The sequence below is a fragment of the Methylobacterium oryzihabitans genome (assembly GCF_004004555.2).
GTDB classification, from domain to species: Bacteria; Pseudomonadota; Alphaproteobacteria; order Rhizobiales; family Beijerinckiaceae; genus Methylobacterium; species Methylobacterium oryzihabitans.
Genome location: NZ_SACP01000011.1, coordinates 108,883 through 126,038 on the forward strand (window position 1 = coordinate 108,883; position 17,156 = coordinate 126,038).

General features: G+C 69.2%; 14 protein-coding genes. 8 read left to right on the forward strand and 6 right to left on the reverse strand.

Features of this window, described 5'->3' with window-relative positions; translation table 11 throughout:
* Nucleotides 1–7 precede the first annotated feature (7 nt).
* Complete coding sequence (locus EOE48_RS12960; RefSeq protein WP_127729625.1) at nucleotides 8–1,027, reverse strand: YncE family protein; 1,020 nt, start codon at nucleotides 1,025–1,027, stop codon at nucleotides 8–10.
* A 190-nt stretch (nucleotides 1,028–1,217) separates the two neighbouring features.
* On the opposite strand from EOE48_RS12960, the gene EOE48_RS12965 reads away from it, so the two are divergent.
* The 8 genes from EOE48_RS12965 (at nucleotide 1,218) to EOE48_RS13000 (ending at nucleotide 10,183) form a co-directional block, all read left to right on the forward strand.
* Nucleotides 1,218–2,534 carry an OprO/OprP family phosphate-selective porin gene (locus EOE48_RS12965; protein WP_127729627.1) on the forward strand — a complete coding sequence of 439 codons (1,317 nt, stop codon included), beginning with the start codon at nucleotides 1,218–1,220 and terminating at the stop codon, nucleotides 2,532–2,534.
* Nucleotides 2,535–2,709: 175 nt separating this feature from the next.
* A complete protein-coding gene (locus tag EOE48_RS12970) occupies nucleotides 2,710–4,560 on the forward strand; it encodes a S8 family peptidase (RefSeq protein ID WP_127729629.1) in 1,851 nt (616 codons plus the stop codon).
* A 205-nt stretch (nucleotides 4,561–4,765) separates the two neighbouring features.
* Nucleotides 4,766–5,044, forward strand: coding sequence for a hypothetical protein (locus tag EOE48_RS12975; protein ID WP_127729631.1), 279 nt, complete (start codon nucleotides 4,766–4,768; stop codon nucleotides 5,042–5,044).
* 111 nt (nucleotides 5,045–5,155) lie between these two features.
* A complete protein-coding gene (locus EOE48_RS12980) occupies nucleotides 5,156–6,547 on the forward strand; it encodes an MFS transporter (RefSeq protein WP_127729782.1) in 1,392 nt (463 codons plus the stop codon).
* Between the two features lie 21 nt (nucleotides 6,548–6,568).
* Nucleotides 6,569–7,714 carry an epoxide hydrolase family protein gene (locus EOE48_RS12985; RefSeq protein WP_127729633.1) on the forward strand — a complete coding sequence of 382 codons (1,146 nt, stop codon included), beginning with the start codon at nucleotides 6,569–6,571 and terminating at the stop codon, nucleotides 7,712–7,714.
* Nucleotides 7,715–8,251: 537 nt separating this feature from the next.
* Nucleotides 8,252–9,505, forward strand: a complete 1,254-nt coding sequence (locus EOE48_RS12990) for a Fic family protein (RefSeq protein ID WP_127729635.1) — start codon at nucleotides 8,252–8,254, stop codon at nucleotides 9,503–9,505.
* 22 nt (nucleotides 9,506–9,527) lie between these two features.
* Nucleotides 9,528–9,704, forward strand: a complete 177-nt coding sequence (locus tag EOE48_RS29865; protein WP_246154295.1) for a type II toxin-antitoxin system PrlF family antitoxin — start codon at nucleotides 9,528–9,530, stop codon at nucleotides 9,702–9,704.
* Nucleotides 9,704–10,183, forward strand: coding sequence for a type II toxin-antitoxin system YhaV family toxin (locus EOE48_RS13000; RefSeq protein ID WP_127729639.1), 480 nt, complete (start codon nucleotides 9,704–9,706; stop codon nucleotides 10,181–10,183). The genes EOE48_RS29865 and EOE48_RS13000 overlap by 1 nt, the downstream gene beginning before the upstream one ends.
* A gap of 24 nt (nucleotides 10,184–10,207) precedes the next feature.
* Here the strand turns inward: EOE48_RS13000 and EOE48_RS13005 are convergent, their stop codons facing one another.
* Genes EOE48_RS13005 through EOE48_RS13025 form a run of 5 tightly spaced genes read right to left on the reverse strand, consistent with a single transcriptional unit; the run spans nucleotide 10,208 to nucleotide 17,147 of the window.
* Nucleotides 10,208–11,383 carry an ABC transporter permease subunit gene (locus EOE48_RS13005; RefSeq protein WP_127729641.1) on the reverse strand — a complete coding sequence of 392 codons (1,176 nt, stop codon included), beginning with the start codon at nucleotides 11,381–11,383 and terminating at the stop codon, nucleotides 10,208–10,210.
* Nucleotides 11,380–12,405 (reverse strand): ABC transporter permease, encoded by a 1,026-nt coding sequence (locus tag EOE48_RS13010; protein ID WP_127729643.1) that lies wholly within the window; start codon nucleotides 12,403–12,405, stop codon nucleotides 11,380–11,382. Before EOE48_RS13010 ends, EOE48_RS13005 begins: the two co-directional genes overlap by 4 nt.
* Nucleotides 12,402–14,375 carry an ABC transporter substrate-binding protein gene (locus EOE48_RS13015; protein ID WP_127729645.1) on the reverse strand — a complete coding sequence of 658 codons (1,974 nt, stop codon included), beginning with the start codon at nucleotides 14,373–14,375 and terminating at the stop codon, nucleotides 12,402–12,404. The genes EOE48_RS13010 and EOE48_RS13015 overlap by 4 nt, the downstream gene beginning before the upstream one ends.
* Nucleotides 14,372–15,268 (reverse strand): hypothetical protein, encoded by an 897-nt coding sequence (locus EOE48_RS13020; RefSeq protein ID WP_246154297.1) that lies wholly within the window; start codon nucleotides 15,266–15,268, stop codon nucleotides 14,372–14,374. The genes EOE48_RS13015 and EOE48_RS13020 overlap by 4 nt, the downstream gene beginning before the upstream one ends.
* Before the next feature lies 1 nt (nucleotide 15,269).
* Nucleotides 15,270–17,147 carry an ABC transporter ATP-binding protein gene (locus EOE48_RS13025; RefSeq protein WP_127729647.1) on the reverse strand — a complete coding sequence of 626 codons (1,878 nt, stop codon included), beginning with the start codon at nucleotides 17,145–17,147 and terminating at the stop codon, nucleotides 15,270–15,272.
* Between the last annotated feature and the right edge of the window lie 9 nt (nucleotides 17,148–17,156).

Here is a 17,156-nt window from a genome sequence, read left to right on the forward strand (position 1 = left end):
CCCGGGTTCAGCCCGGCGGCAGCACCGCCATCACGTCGGGCTCGCGGCCGGTGGCGAGGGTGCCCTGGAGGCGGCCCGCCTGGAGGTCGATCACCGCGATGCGGTCGCCCTCCAGCGCCGCGAAGGCGAGGGGGCTCGACGGGTGGCGGGCGAGCGCCACCGGGGCGGCGTCGAGGCCGATCCGCGCCGCCTCGCGCAGGTCCGGCCCGAGCAGCGATAGGCTGCGGTCGGCGTAGTTGGCGAGGATCAGGTCGCCGTCCGGCCCGCAATCGACCCGCACCACGTCGCCGCGGGTCGGCACCGTGCGGGTCGCCGTCATCGCCTCGGTGTCGAGCACGATCAGCGTCCCGCTGCGGCGGGCCGCGACGTAGAGGCTGCGCTCGTCCGGGCTCAGGGCCGTACCCTCGGGCCAGCGCCCGGCCGCCACCGCCTTCGGGGCCGCCGCCGGATCGAACGGCCGCACCCGGGTGATCGTGTTCGACAGCAGGTTGGCGACGAAGGCGGTCTCGCCGTCGCGGGTCAGCGAGAACAGGTGGCCCTTGATACCCCCGGTCGCGACCGCCCGGTCGGGCCGCTCGGCCTCGGCCGGGGCGTCGAAGCCGAGCAGCACGTCGCGGTCCTCGCTCAGCACCAGCAGCCGCCCGCGCCCGTCGAGCCGCACCCCGTGCAGGCGCCGGAACGGGTCGCAGGCGATGCTGCGGGCGAGCGCCCGCGCCTTGATATCGACGACGTGGACCGTCCCCCCGCCGGGCCCGGGCGTGGTCGAGGACCTGGCCCCGTACTGCCCGACGAAGGCGAACCGCCCGGCGCCGTCGAGGGCGAATTCGTGCGGGTACTCGCCCGGCAGCACCACGCCCCCGGTGCGCCGGCCGGTGGCGAGTTCGTAGAAGCCGAGCGCGTGGTCGCCCTTCTCCATCACCACCAGCGTGTCGGAGGCACCCGCCTGGGCGCGGGCGCCCCCCGTGAGCGCGAGGGCGGCGGAGCCGGCGAGGCCCGCGAGGCAGCGGCGGCGGTCGAGGAGCGGCATCGGGGTGTCTCCGGGCAACGCCGACACAACTCGCCCGGGCGCGATCGGGTCCGGGGCGTGGCGGCGGAACCACAGGCGCCGACGAAACGCCGCTCGCGCTGCGTCATCGCGGGGATGAAACCGATCGCCGTCGCGGGACGGTCATGCGAGTGCGACAAGCGTCGCCGGACCCGCCGCCGAGGACCCCGCCATGCCGCTCCGCACCGCGCGCCGCCCCCTCGTCCTGGCCTTCGTCGTGGCGTCCGGTCTGGCCGCTCCGGCCCTCGCGGCGGATGCCGGCGGGGCAGGGGGCAGCGGCGCCGGGCTCGCCGCCCTCGACACCGCGCCGCCCGCCGGCGCCCAGCCGCCGGTCACCCTCGACGACAAGGGCATCACCGCGCGCTTCTCCGACGGCAGCCGCCTGCGCATCGGCGGCCGGCTCCAGGCCGATTTCGGCACCGGGCGGGTGCAGCAGCGCGGATTCGGCACGGTGTTCGAGGACCCGGCCCGCATCCGCCGCGCCTGGCTCGAAACCTATCTCAGCCTGAAGGACTTCGAGTTCGCGTTCCAGTACGACTTCAACGAGCGGCGCGTCCCGATCAGCGACGCGATCGTCGCCTACAAGGGCATCAAGGACGTCATCATCACCCACGGCAACTTCAAGGAGCCGTTCAGCCTCGACCAGCTCATCAGCGACAACAACACGGTGTTCACCGAGCGCTCGCTCGCCGACGCCTTCGCGCCGGCGCGCAACTTCGGCTCGGCGATCGGCACCCATGCCGGCACCCTGACGATGGTCACCGGCGTGTTCGGCGGCAACGTCAACACCGGCATCGGCAACCAGGGCATCGCCTCGACCACCCGCGTTACCACCGCGCCGTGGCTGTCGGAGGACAGGAAGGAGGTGCTGCATCTCGGCGTGGCCGGCAGCTTCCGCTCGCTGCCGCAGGACAGCAGCGGGCTCACCCTGTCGAGCCGCTCGGAGGCCTTCCTGTTCGACCGGCCGCTGGTCAACACCCGGGCGGTGCGCGACGCCGAGAGCATCAGCCGGGTCGGGTTCGAGGCGGCCTGGCAGCACGGTCCGTTCCGGCTCCAGGCCGAGTACATCCTGACCGAGGTCGGCCGCTTCGGCGGCGCCCCGACCCTGCGGTTCCAGGGCGGCTACGTCCAGGCGACGGCGGTGCTCAACGGCCAGAACCGGACCTACCGCGTCGCGGCGCCCTACGGCAGCGAGTTCGGGGTGTTCGGCGGCATCGAGGTGGCGGAGAACCAGCGCGTCAGCCGCGGCGGCGCCGGGGTGTTCGAGACGAGCCTGCGCTACAGCGCCATCGACCTCGAATCGCGCAGCGTGCGCGGCGGCATCGAGCACGACTTCACCGCCGGCGTGAACTGGTACCCCGACAGGAACATCCGGTTCGTGTTCGACTACGTCCGCTCGCATTCCTCGCCCTCGGCGGAAGCGCTCGGCTTCGGCCGCCGCACGGTCGACGCCGACATCTTCATCGGGCGGGCGCAGTTGTACTGGTGAACCGACGGGAGATCGTCTGTCGGGCGGCGCCCGGTCGGCCAATCCGCAGCGCGGGTCGACAATCACGGAAAACAGATTTTCACGATATCCCTCTGCGTCAACACGACGTTGACTCTTCGCTGGCAAGATTTAATTCCGGCCGCCGACGTGACAGCTCGACGAGAGAGAAACAACCGTGGCGATCGGGGCAGAACCTTCCGGCCGGAACGACATCCTCATCGAGAGGACGATCGAACCGGGATCGGACATCCGGCTTCAGCGGATCCTCGCGTTCCAGCAACGCGGCATCGTCGCGGAGGCCACCGCCTCGACGGCCGCCGACGAGATCCCGGTCCTCGCGCGGGTCACCGACGCCGCCGCCTGGGAGAGCGTGAGCGAAGTCCGCATGGGAGTACGGATCGACGGACGAACCCCGGACGGAACCGTCATCGTGACCGGGCGCATCCCCGCGGTCCGCATCGACGCCGTCCGGACGCTTCCGTTCGTCAAGAGCCTCAAGGCCGCCCGGCCCCTGCGGCCGGAACTGGCGGCGGGATCCTCCGAGACCTCCGCATCCCCAGACCATCTGCCGGCCGACTGCGCCAGCGAGGGAGGGCGCGGCGTCGTCATCGGCTTCATCGATTACGGCTGCGACTTCGCCCACCGCAACTTCCGCGTCGACGGCAGGACCCGGCTGATCGCGCTCTGGCATCAGGGCGGCACCACGACGGCCCGGAGCCCGTTCGGCTATGGCCGCGAGTACGACGCCGCCGAGATCGACGCCGCCCTGGCGCAGGCCGATCCCTACCTCGCCCTCGGCTATGGACCCGCGGTCGCCACGCCGACGTCGACGGGTACCCACGGCACCCACGTCATGGACATCGGCGCCGGCAACGGTGCGGGGACGGGCACGCCCGGCTTCGCGCCGCAGGCCGACCTCCTCTTCGTGGACGTGTCGCATGCCGACCTGCCGCTCTCCGGGCCCGACGTCGTCGGAACGAGCTTCGGCGATTCCATGCGGCTGCTCGAGGCGATCCAGTACATCTTCGCCAAGGCCGCCGGGCGCCCCTGCGTGGTCAATGTCAGCCTCGGGACCCATGGCGGGCCGCATGACGGGTCCACGCTCGTCGAACAGGGGATCGACAGCCTGTTGAGGGCCGCGGACAACCGGGCGGTGACGATCGCGGCCGGGAACTCGTACGCTCGCCGGATCCATGTCAGCGGCCGGATCGGCCAGGGCGACGTGCACGACCTGCATTGGGACATCCCGCACGGGGTGCAGGCCGAGAAGGAGTTCGAGCTCTGGTACGACGGGTCGGACCGGATGTCCGTCACCCTGATCGCGCCGTCGGGCCGGAGCTTCGGCCCGACGGCGCCGGACCTGGAGGGGACGTGGCCCGCCAGCGGCGAGCCGGAGATCTACATCGTCAACCAGACCGCGGATCCCGACAACGGGGACAACGCGATCGGCATCTTCCTGGGCCGGAGCGTGGAGGCCGGACGCTGGACCATCCGGCTCACGGGCGATCGGATCGTCTCAGGAGCGTTCCATGCCTGGATCGAGCGGGACGATGCCACGCAATCCTCGTTCGCCACGCCCGACGACCCCGACGTGACGATCGGCTCGGTCTCCTGCGGGCGTGTCTCGATCGCCGTGGGCTCCTACGACGCGCACAAGCCCAGCCGGCCGATCTCGTGGTTCTCGAGCGCCGGGCCGACCCGCGACGGGCGCCAGAAGCCCGAGATCTCGGCGCCCGGCCACGACGTCATGGCGGCCCATTCCCGCACCGGCACCGGCGCGGTGGTCAAGGGCGGAACCAGCATGGCTGCGCCGGCCGTGGCCGGGATCCTCGCCCTCGTCCTCGCCGAGGCGAGGGCGCGCGGCCTCACCCTGTCCGCCGACGAGATCAGGGATCTGGTCGCTGCCAGCGGTCGACGCGATCCGCCGGCCGCAACCTGGCACCCGCGCTACGGCTGGGGACGGATCGACGCGCGGGCCATGCTCCTGCGCATAATCGCGCGGGCGCCATCGGTCCCGACGGCCTGATCGGCCATTGCCCGTGGCCGGGGAACGAACGACGCCGGCATCGCTTGTCCGGCGGCGATCATCCCGGGAGACGGCGCGTCCGCCGGGGAAAGCGGGGGATGGCCGCGGCCGACCCGATGGGTCGCGGCTTGCAGTCTTCGACAAGCTCGGGAACACTCAGCAACGTTGCACGTTGGCACTCTCCCTCTGAACCCGGACGCATCCCATGGCTGACGAGGACGGACTGACGCTCACCAGGATTCCGTTCAAGAAGGTCAGGGGCGCCTCCCGGCTGTCCGCCCTGGCGATGAAGCGGGGCGGCGTCGTCGGAGTCATCGTCAGGGTCAGCGAACCGGGCTACGTACCGCCCGGCGTCACGGTACGATCGCGCGTCGACGCTCTGCTGATGACCGCAGAGGCCCCGGCCAGCCACCTCACGGCCCTCGACGCGGACCCGAAGGTCGAGTCGGTCAAGCTCTCTCGCCCATTGCGCGTGGTCGGCTGACGGAACACACCTCTCCGTCACCGGTTGCCTGCCGCGATCCGACGGGAGGCGTGCGTGGCGGCAGGAACGACGACGGGCGGACAGGCCGTGCGCACCGACATCCCGGCCCGGATGGACCGGCTGCCGTGGAGCCGGTTCCACCTGATGCTGGTGATCGCCCTCGGCGTGACCTGGATCCTCGACGGGCTCGAAGTCACCATCGTGGGCGCCATCGGGCCGGTGCTGCAGGATCCCAAGGCCCTCGGCTTCTCGGTGCAGCAGGTCGGGCTCTCGGCCTCGTTCTACGTCGTCGGCGCCGTGGTCGGGGCGCTGGTGTTCGGCTGGCTCACCGACCGCTACGGGCGGCGGCTCGTGTTCTACACCACCCTGGCGATCTACATCGCGGGCGTGATCGCCAGCGCGCTGGCCTGGGACTTCTGGAGCTTCGCGCTGTTCCGCCTCGTCACCGGGCTCGGCATCGGCGGCGAGTACGCGGCGATCAACTCGGCCATCGACGAGCTGATCCCGGCCAAGTACCGCGGCCGGGTCGACCTCATCGTCAACGGCAGCTTCTGGGTCGGGGCCGCCGCGGGGGCGGGGGCCTCGCTGCTGCTGCTCGACCCGGCGATCATCGATCCCGATACCGGCTGGCGCCTCGGATTCGGCGTCGGCGGCGTGCTCGGCCTCGGCATCCTGTTCCTGCGCCGTCACGTGCCCGAGAGCCCGCGCTGGCTCGTCACCCACGGCCGCCAGGACGAGGCGGAGCGGACGCTGGCCGGGATCGAGCGCCGGATCGAGGCCGAGACCGGCCGCCCGCTGCCGAAGGCCGAGGGCATCCTGAAGGTCCATCCGAAGACGAGCTTCGGCTTCGGCGAGATTTTTTCTTCGATGCTCGGGCCGCATCGCGGCCGCTCGCTGCTGGCCCTGGTGCTGATGATCGCCCAGGCGTTCCTGTTCAACGCGGTGTTCTTCACCTACGGGCTGGTGCTGGCGAAGTTCTACGGCATTCCCGAGACCCGGGCCGGGATCTACCTCGTGCCGCTCGCCATCGGCAACTTCATGGGGCCGCTGCTGCTCGGCCACCTGTTCGACACGGTCGGGCGGCGGCGGATGATCGCCGGCACCTTCCTGGTCAGCGGCGTGCTGCTCGCCGCCACCGCGTGGCTGTTCGCCCTCGACGTCCTCACCGCCTGGACCCAGACGGCGGCGTGGATCGCGATCTTCTTCTTCGCCTCGGCGGCGGCGAGTTCGGCCTATCTCACCGCGAGCGAGATCTTCCCGCTCGAGACCCGGGCGCTCGCCATCGCGGTGTTCTACGCCCTCGGCACCGGGGCCGGCGGCGTGGTGGCGCCGTGGCTGTTCACCCGGCTGATCGAGACCGGGATGCACGGGGCGCTCGCGGCGGGCTATGCCGGGGCGGCGCTCCTCCTCGCGGTCGCGGCCTTCACCGAGTGGAAGCTCGGGGTCGATGCCGAGGGCAAGTCGCTGGAAGACATCGCCGATCCGTTGTCCAAGGCCAAGTAGGACGGATCCAGGGAGGATCGCATGAGCGTGCCGGAGAGCTTCACCTGCCACGTGCCCGACGAGGCCATCGCCGACCTGAAGCAGCGTCTCGCCCGCACCCGCCTGCCGGATCAGGCGCCGGGCGAGCCGTGGTCGCTCGGCACCGAGGTCGACTATCTCGCCGGGCTGATCGCGTACTGGCGCGACGGGTTCGACTGGCGCCGGCAGGAGGCCGCGCTGAACGCCTTCCCGCAGATCCGGCTGCGCCTCGGCGAGGTCGACCTGCACGCCCTGCACGTGCCCGGCAAGGGCCCGTCGCCGCGCCCGCTGCTGCTGTGCCACGGCTGGCCCGGCTCGGTGTTCGAGTTCCTCGACATCATCCCGCGCCTCACCGACCCGGCCCGGTTCGGCGGCGACCCGGCGCAGTCCTTCACCGTGGTGGCGCCGTCGCTGCCGGGCTACGGGCTGTCGTTCCGGCCCGGCCAGACGCGGTTCGGGGTCGAGGAGATCGCCGACACGGTTGCCGACCTGATGGCGGCGCTCGGCTACGACAGGTACTTCGTCCAGGGCGGCGACTGGGGTGCCTTCGTCGGCACGCGGCTCGCCCACCGCTACCCCGGGCGGGTGCGCGGCCTGCACCTCAACATGCTGCCGCTGCGCCGCGACGGGACGGCGGCCGAGGACGCGACGCCGGAGGAGCGGGCGCATTTCGACCGCCTCGCCCTCTGGCTGAAGGAGGAGATCGGCTACCAGTGGATCCAGGGCACCAAGCCGCAGACGCTCGCCTTCGCGCTGACCGACTCGCCCGCCGGCCTCGCCGCCTGGATCGTGGAGAAGTTCCGGTCGTGGTCGGATTGCGGCGGCACGATCGAGTCGGCGATCGACCGCGACCGCATGCTCGGCAACATCGCGCTGTACTGGTTCACCGGGGCGATCGGGTCGTCGTTCTACCCGTACTACGCCCGCATGCACCGCGGCTGGCCGATTCCCGACGGCGGCACGATCGACGTGCCGACGGCCCACGCCGCCTTCCCGGCCGAGATGGTGCGCCCGCCGCGCTCGCTGGCCGAGAAGGTCTTCACCGACATCCGGCGCTGGACCGTGATGCCGAAGGGCGGGCATTTCGCGGCGCTCGAACAGCCGGAGCTGCTGGCGCAGGACCTGACGGCGTTCGCGGCGGAGTTGTAAGCGACCGGTCCCCGCCCACGGGCGGGGGCGATCCTGCGTCCGCCGGGCGAAGTTGAGCAGGTTTCCGCAACCCTGGCCGGCGGCTCAGCTAGCGCTACAGTTGCAAGCCGCTGTCAGGCGGGCGCCGAACGACTTCGACACCTGCGCGCCGGCATCGCCGATGCCCACCGAAATCATTGCCTGCAACTGTAGTGCTAGACTGCTACGACACCTACCTGCGGCTCGCCCTGCAATTTGGGATTGACGCCGGGAAAGCGCGCATGGGCATGGAGGCGGCGCGTTGGGTCCGGCAGCGATGCGAGTGATCAGCGCAAAGCTACGCAAGGAGCCCGCCTCCCGCCTTGTTAAGGGCTGGCCTGAGCAAGGAACCCGCCTCCCACCTTGTTAAGGGCTGGCCTGAGGAAGGAACCCGCCTCCCGCCTTGTTAAGGGCTGGCTTGAGGAAGGAGCCCGATCAACGGTCCTTATGAAAGCGTCGATTTAATATGGAGATGGCAAACGGTTCATGTTAAGGGGATAACATAATAAGGACACTACAATGCCCCCTAACGACACCACACAACGTTCTGCCAGAGCCGGGCGCTACCAGCGACAGTTGACGGGCTACTCCGCCTTCATGCCAGAGCCACTACCTCCGCAGCCTGGATTAGTATTTGACGATGAAATGCATACCTTACTCTCCAGGGCCGATCGTGCATTGGGCCGCTTGGATGGATCAATACAAACTCTTCCAAATCCGGATCTATTTGTTCTAATGTACATCAGAAAAGAGGCAGTGCTATCAAGCCAAATCGAAGGAACACAATCTTCTCTTGACGACGTCCTTGAAGTTGAAGCCAGCGTATTTGACAATGAACATCCACAAGACGTTGGAGAGGTTATCAATTACATTCATGCAATGAACTACGGCTTAAAAAGGCTTGAGACACTTCCATTATCACTAAGATTGATAAAAGAAATTCATGAAATACTATTGAACAGCGCTAGAGGTAGAGACAAGCGCCCGGGAGAATTTAGGAGAACTCAAAATTGGATTGGACCCAGTGGCTGCACCTTGAGTACGGCAACCTTTGTTCCCCCACCACCTGACGAAGTTATGCAACTGCTCGGAAGCCTCGAGGCCTTCATGCATGACAACGATCACATTCCGATTCTTATAAAAATTGGAATGATACATGCGCAATTCGAAACCATACATCCTTTTTTGGATGGAAATGGTCGTGTAGGACGACTTTTGATAACTTTCTTACTTTGTCAAAAAGAAATAATGATGAAACCGGTGCTTTACATATCGCATTTTTTTAAGGAACATAGATCCGAATATTACGAAAAACTTCAAAGAATTAGGGATTACGGAGATTGGGAAGCTTGGACTAAATTTTTTCTGCGTGGGATTGCAACCGTGAGCTTGGAAGCCACTGAAACAGCCCGGCGAATTGTTGGTCTTCGCGAAGAACATCGAACGCTGATTACTTTAAAACTTGGCAGATCTGCCGGAAGCGGCTTGACAATCATGGAAAGATTATACTCAAAACCCATAATAAATGTAGGAGAGACGTCTGATCTATTAGGCATAACATATCAATCCGCAAATTCCTTGATACAAAGACTGTCCGATCTGTATATCATTGAAGAAATAACAGGAAATAAAAGAAATCGCGTCTTCAGATACACACCGTATGTTTCTCTATTTTCTGATAATAGGGCAGAACATAATGAATCGAATGTCGCGCGCACGGAAAGCGAACATATGGATATGGAAAAACAAGACAATGTCAATATTGTCGATTAAACCGGGCTATGATAATCATAAAATGGCCGAGCTTGATCACGTGGTGCTCGCCTACCTGTCGTTCCTCGAACGGGACATGCGCGCCCATCCCGACCGGCTGCGACCGTTGACCGAGGCCGACCTCTCCCGCCTCGACGCCCTGACGGCGGGCGTCGCGGTGCACGACGACGAGACGATCCCCGACGACGTGACCTTGTGATGGCGCCAGTGGCTCCGTTCGCGGACCGTCACGGCTGGAGGCTCTACGGGGCGGGCGCCTTCCTCGAGACGCTCTCGGCGCTCGAAGCCGAGGTCGAGCGGCTGGCGGCCGCCAACCCGGCGGGCGTCGCGGCCACTCCCAAGGCCGAGCTCCTCGCCCGCATCCGGATGCTCATCGCCGACGAGATCCCACGCGCCCCCAACGCACCGGCCTACGCGCCCGGCAACACCCTCGGGCCGGCGCACCGGCACTGGCGCCGCGCCAAGTTCCTCCAGCGCTTCCGGCTGTTCTACCGGTTCGACAGCGCGAGCCGGATCATCATCTACGCCTGGGTCAACGACGAGACCGCCTTGCGCAAGGCCGGGGCGCGCAGCGATCCCTACGCGGTGTTCGCGCGCCGCCTCGACGCGAGCGACCCGCCCGACGACTGGACCGACCTGCTGGCGCAGGCCCGCGGCGGCGAGGCGCCACGCACCTGACCGCGACCCCGGGCAGGCGCCGCCTCAATGGTACGGGTCGGCCGCGTCCCTCAAGCCGTCGCCGAGGAAGTTGAACGCCAGCACCACGATCACCACCGGCAGGATCGGCATCAGCAGCCAGGGATGGAGCTGCACCGCCGCGAGGTTCTGGGCCTCGTTGAGCAGCACGCCCCAGCTCGTGACCGGCGGGCGCAGGCCCAATCCCAGGAACGACAGGGCGGTCTCGCCGAGGATCATCGAGGGGATCGACAGCGTCGCCGAGGCGATGAGGTGGCTCATGAAGTTCGGGATCAGGTGACGGCCGATGATCCGCGCCTTCGAGGCCCCCATCAGTTCGGCGGCCCGGACGTAATCCTCCTCGCGCAGGGCCAGCAGCTTCGAGCGCACGGCGCGGGCGAGGCCGGGCCAGTCGAGCAGGCCGAGGATCAGCGTGATGCCGAAGAAGACCAGGATCGGGCTCCAGTTCGGCGGCAGCGCCGCCGACAGGGCGAGCCAGAGCGGCAATTCGGGCAGCGAGCGCAGGATCTCGATGACGCGCTGGATCAGGTTGTCGACCCAGCCGCCGAGATAGCCGGCGAGCCCGCCGAAGAACAGCCCGAGGGCGAACGACACCATGATGCCGACGAGGCCGACGGTGAGCGAGATCCGCGTCCCCGAGACGATGCGCGAGAACAGGTCGCGCCCGAGCCGGTCGGTGCCGGCAAGGAACATCGTGCCGTTCTCCGGCGGGCAGACGAGGTGCCAGTCGGTCCGCCACAAGCCCCAGAACTCGTAGGCCTCGCCGCGGCAGAGGAACCGCAGCGGCTGCACGACCGTCCGGTCGACGGTGTAGTCGCGCCGGAAGGTCTCGACGTTGAAGGTGAAGCGGTAGGGATGGGTGTAGGGCCCGACGAAGCGGCCGTCATGGAACAGGTGCACGGTCTGCGGCGGCGCGTACAGGAAGTCGCCGTGGCGCTTGGCCGGGTTGTAGGGCGCGATCGGCTCGACGAACGGGATCAGGGCGTAGAACGCCACCAGGATCAGCCCGGCCGCCACCGCGACCCGGTGGCGGCGGAACTTCCACCACGTCAGGCGCCAGGACGAGGCGCGCTCGAACGCCTCGCCGCCGCCGCCCGGCTCGGTCAGGCCGGGATCGAACGGGGCGGGATCGACGTAGTGGCGCGGACGGGCGGCCACCGGGCCGGTCGCGTCGCGGCTCATCGGGAACTGCCCCCGAAGCGGATGCGCGGGTCGAGCCAGGCGAGGAGCAGGTCGGAGACCAGCATGCCGACGACGGTGAGCATCGCCACGAACATCAGGATGAAGCCGGCGAGGAACTGGTCCTGGCTCTTGAGCGCCGCGAGCAGGATCGGCCCGACCGTCGGCAGGCTCAGCACCAGCGACACCAGCACCGAGCCGGAGATGAGGTGCGGCAGGAGGTTGCCGATGTCGGCGATGAACGGGTTGAGCGACATCCGGAACGGATACTTCAGCAACGCCCGGGTCTGCGGCAGGCCCTTGGCCCGGGCGGTGACGACGTACTGCTTGGCCAGTTCGTCGAGGAGGTTGGCGCGCATCCGCCGGATCATCGCGGCGGTGCCCCCCAACCCGATCACCAGGGTCGGCACGATGAGGTGGCCCATCAGCGACTTCACCTTGTCCCAGGTCCAGGGCTGGCCGGCATAGACGCTGTCGTAGAGCCCGCCGATCGAGATGCCGAACCAGCGGTTGGCGTAGAACAGCATGATGAGGGCCAGGAGGAACGACGGCGTCGCCAGCCCGATATAGCCGATGAAGGTCGCGACATAGTCGCCGAGCGAGTATTGCCGGGTGGCGGAGTAGATCGCGATCGGGATCGACACGAGGTGGACGAAGATCACCACCGCGAGGTTGACCAGCAGGGTGAGCCAGAGCGCGTCGCCGACGACCTCGCGCACCGGGCGGTCGTACTCGAACGACCAGCCCCAGTTGCCCTGGATCAGCCCGTTGAAGGCGCCCTCGGGATTGGGCCAGAGGCCGATCCACCGCAGGTACTGCTCCCAGACCGGGCGGTCGAGGCCGTATTGCTGCATCAGGAACTGCGCCTTGGCGACCGAGGCGGCCTCGCCCTGGGAGCGCAGCTCGGCGATCTGGTTGGTGAGGAAGTCGCCCGGCGGCAGCTTGATGATGAAGAACACCAGGGCCGAGATGACGAGGAGCGTCAGCGCCATGGTGACGACGCGGCGCAGGAGGTAGCGGATCACCTGGCGGCCTCCTGCGTCGGCCGCGGAGCCTCCTGCGTCGCTCGTTGCCCCTCGGGCAACCGCGAAGCCTCCTGCACCGGCCGCGTGGGCACCGACGCCTCCTTCGGCGCCTCGCCCCAGAAATACTCGTCCATGCGCGACAGGCCGATCATCGCGGTCGGCTTCCAGCTGTAGGTCGCCTTCTCGGGCACGTTGAGCAGGCGGCGCTTGGCGACGACCGGCTGCAGCGCCCCCGAGACGGTGCCGATCACCCACTGGTTCTCGGCGCGGTTCCTCAGCATCTCGGCCCAGATCCCCGCCTGCTCGGCGGCGTCGCCGGTCGCCATCCAGCGGGCGTTGAGCGCGAGCAGGGCGTGGGCCTCCGGGATGTCGCAGGCCTGCCCCTCGCGGCCGTGGGTCTCGACGTGCTGGCCCCAGCGCGGCCAGGAATAGGTGTCCTGGTGGATCGGCGCGAGCTCGTCGGGCGACATCTCGGCGGTCGGCATCGCGAGGTCGAGGCCCTGGGCCGCCACCATCACGGTGGCGCCGGCATAGGAGCGGTTGCGCAGGATGGTGCGGTCCTGCGGCTTGATGAACAGCTTGATGCCGACCTCGCGCCAGAACTCGGCGACGAGGGTGAGCCCGTCGGTGAGCATGTTGCTCTCGCCGTCGGTCTCGACGACGATCTCCAGCTCGCGCCCGTCCGGCAGCAGGCGGATGCCGGCGCCGTTGCGCTGCGTCAGCCCGATCTCGTCGAGGAGGCGCGAGGCCGCGTCCGGGTCGTAGCCGGCGTGGAGCGTGCGGTATTCCGGCCGGTAGAGCGGGCTCGCCTCGACCACGGTGTCGTTGCCCTCGGTGCCGAGGCCGAACAGCATCGCGTTGTTGAGGGTGCGGCGGTCGATGGCGAGCGACAGGGCGCGGCGGTAGCGCAGGTCGCGGTTGAGCACGCGCCAGACCGGGTCGGCGGTGGTGAGGTTGGGATAGAGCGCCAGCTCCGAGCCGCGGGCGGTGGGCCACAGGTGGGTGCGGTAATGGTGGGCGCGCTCGCCCTCGCGCAGGATCGGGATGTCCTCCATGGTGAGGCCGCGAAACAGCAGGTCGGCCTCGCCGGCATTGGCCTTGGCGGCGAGCAGGCCGCCGGCGGCGACGTCCATCAGCACCCGGTCGATGTAGGGCAGTTGCTGCCCGGCGCTGTCGACCCGGTGATAGTGCGGGTTGCGCACGAACACGAAGCGGGCGGCCGGCGCGGTGTTGGTGACGCGCCAGGGCTGGAGCGTCGGCAGGTCCGGGTTGGTCTGCTCGAACATCGCGTCGAGCCGGTTGTGCAGCGCGGCCCAGCCCTTGACCTTCTGCTGCTTCACCGCGGCGTCGAGCTCGCCCTTCGGGGCGTGCCGGGCGTGGAACCGCTTCAGGTAGTGGGCAGGGCGGTAGATGAAGGGGTCGCGGGGCGAGGCGAGCTCGGGCAGGAAGCGCGGGTTGGGCTTGTCCCAGGCGAACCGGACGGTGAGCGGATCGACCACCTCGAAGCGCGGCGGGGCACCGTCCACCATCATGAATTCGGGCGGGCCGGAGGGACTGAGGTCGCGGTTGTTGGCGACGTCCTCCCACCAGTACCGGACGTCCTCGGCGGTGAACGGGGCGCCGTCCGACCAGCGGTGGCCGCGGCGCAGCACGAGGGTGTAGACCCGGTCGCCGTCGTTGTCGAAGCGGGCGAGCAGGTCCGGCCGCAGCGCCAGCGCGTCGTCGTAGCCGACGAGGCGGGTGTAGCTGTAGGCCGAGATGTAGCGGATGTCCCGGGGTTTCGCCACGAGGGTGACGAGGTCGCCGCCGGCCCGGCCGAGGCGCCGGCCCCGCGCCGCGGGATCGACCACCAGCGGCTCCTCCGGCGGGCTCCCGGCGGCCAGCGCGGTGCCGGGCGCGGCCGCGGCGAGTGCCGCGCCGGCGAGGCCGGCCAGCACCGCGCGGCGGTCGGGGCGAGCGGGTCCGATCATGCCTCTCCCTCCGCTCCGGGCAGCGCGGCGGCCAGCCGGACGAACGTGATCCGGGCCGGCGAGTAGCCGGTCGCCGCGTGCAGGTCGTCGAACGGATGCGCCAGCGCGATGGCGTCGCGGGCGGCGCGGGCCTCCGGGTCGTCGGGCCGGTAGACGAATTCGCGGCCGTTGCGCAGCCAGCGCACCGGCTCGGCGGCGGGGTCGCGCAGCATCGCGATGGTCGGGAAGGCCGGTCCGCCATGGGCGTGCAGGCGGTGGGCCGCCGCGTCGTCGTCGAAGATCAGGCGGTGGAAGCCGCGCTCGCGCGCCTCCAGCACCCGGCGGGCCTGGCTGATGTGGTCGTCGAAGAAGCACACCGTGCCGGCGGCCGGCAGCCGCGACAGGTCGGCGCCCGACCAGTCGGCGGCGGCGTAGCGTGCCCCGGGGTCGCGGTAGCGCAGGCCCGAGAGATCGGGGTCGAAGCACCGGATCTCGGCCTCCGGGCAGGCCTGCCGGGTGATCCAGGTGGTGAGGCCGCGAAACACCCCGGACTCGACCACCGCCGCGGGCTGGAGCGCCCGCATCAGCACGTAGAGCTGGAGCGCGCCGTTGAAGCCGTTGCCGCCGCGCTTCTGCGCCACCGGGGCGCGGCCGATCAGCTCCCAGAACGCCGACACGGCCGGGGCGGCGCCGCCGGGCAGGGACAAGCCCGAACTGGCGAGGTCGGCGTCGAGCCGCGCGGCGGCGGCGGCGATCAGCGCGTCGGTCTCGCGGGGCGAGAGCGGGCGGTGGCTCCAGTCCGGCACCGCCGGGACGAGATCGTAGCCGAGGCGGTCGAAGACCGGGCCGAGGACGCGGCGGCGCAGGCGTTCGAGCCAGCGCGGCGGGCGGTGCAGGGCGGGGAGGGCGGTCACGTCAGGCGGCCCGGCGCAGCAGCGGCGACGAGACTCGGACGTGATGGCCGGGCTCGATCTCCTGCATCGCGCCGGCCTCGCCGTTGGTCAGGCGGAACGGCTCGGGCCACTGGGCCGGGTTGGAGAAGCGGTCGCTCATCAGAAGCTTCAGGTCGAGGGGGTGGTCGAGGTCGGGTTCGGGCACGGCGGCGAGCAGCGCCCGGGTGTAGGGATGGGCCGGGTTGCGGAACAGGGCGGCCTTGGGCGCCTCCTCGACGATGTAGCCCCGGCACATCACCGCGATCGTGTCGGCGATGTAGTCGACCACCGCGAGGTTGTGCGAGACGAACAGGTAGGCGACGCCCAGCGACGCCTGGAGGTCGCGCAGCAGGTTGAGCACCTGGGCCTGGACCGAGACGTCGAGGGCCGAGACCGGCTCGTCGCACAGCAGCACCCGCGGCTTGAGGGCGAGCGCCCGGGCGATGCCGAGGCGCTGGCGCTGGCCGCCCGAGAAGGCGTGCGGGTAGCGCCCGAGCGCCCGGGCGTCGAGCCCGACCATGTCGAGCAGTTCCTTGGCCCGGACGTAGCGTTCGTCGGAGGTGCCGACGCCGTGGATGCGCAGGGGCTCGGTCAGCAATTCGTAGACCGTCATCCTGGGGTTGAGCGACGAGAACGGGTCCTGGAACACGAACTGCACCGCACGGCGGAAATCCTTCAGCTCGCGGTCCTTGAGGGCGAAGACGTCGCGCGGGCCCTGGCCCGCGCCGTCGTCGAAGCAGACCGAGCCGGCATCGGGCCGCAGCGCCCGCATGATGATCTTCGACAGGGTGGTCTTGCCGCAGCCGGACTCGCCGACGAGCCCGAGGGTGCGGCCCGGGCGCAGGGTCAGGCTGACGCCGTTGACCGCGTTGATGGTGCGGACCTGCCCCTTGAACCAGCCCGAGCGCAGGGTGAAGGACTTGGTGATGTCCCGTACCGCGAGCAGCGGCCCGGCCGGGTCGGGCCGGTGCGGCTCGCCGGCCTTGCGGGCGAGCACCGCGCTCCTGACCTCGCGGATCGGGGTCAGGCGCTCGCCCTCGGCCATGTGGAAGCGCGGCACCGCCCGCATCAGCGCCTTGAGGTAGGGGTGGCCGGGGCGGCGGAAGATGTCCTCGCGCGAGCCCGCCTCCATGACGCGGCCGCGATACATCACCACCACCTCGTCGGCCATGTTGGCGACGACGCCGAGGTCGTGGGTGATGAGCAGCATCGCCATGCCGGTCTCGGCCTGCAACTCGCGCATCAGCTCCAGGATCTGGGCCTGGGTGGTGACGTCGAGCGCCGTCGTCGGCTCGTCGGCGATCAGCAGGTCGGGCCGGGTGATGAGCGCCATCGCGATCATCGCGCGCTGGCGCAGGCCGCCCGACAGCTCGAACGGGTAGGTCGAGAGCGCCCGCCGCGGGTCCGGGAAGCCGACCCGCTCGAACACCTCCACGGCGCGCTCGCGCGCCTGCGCGGCGGTCACGTCGGCGTGGAGCAGCAGCGCCTCGGTGACCTGGTCGCCGATGGTGTGGAGCGGCGACAGCGAGGTCATCGGCTCCTGGAAGATCATCGCGATGCGCCCGCCGCGCAGCTTGCGCATGCGCTCCGAGTCGGGCTTGAGGGCCGCGATGTCGACGCCGCCGGCGGCCCCGCGCGGATCGTTGTAACGGATATGGCCGCCGCCGATCCGGGCGGCCTTGGGCAGGATGCCGAGGATCGCCTGGGCGGTGACCGACTTGCCCGAGCCCGACTCGCCGACGAGCGCCACGGTGCGCCCGGCCGGGATGTCGAGGGACAGCCCGTCGACGGCACGGAACGCTCCGGTCGCGGCCGAGAAGTCGACCCTCAGGTCGCGGATCGACAGGAGCGGTGCCGTCATCCTGGTGCT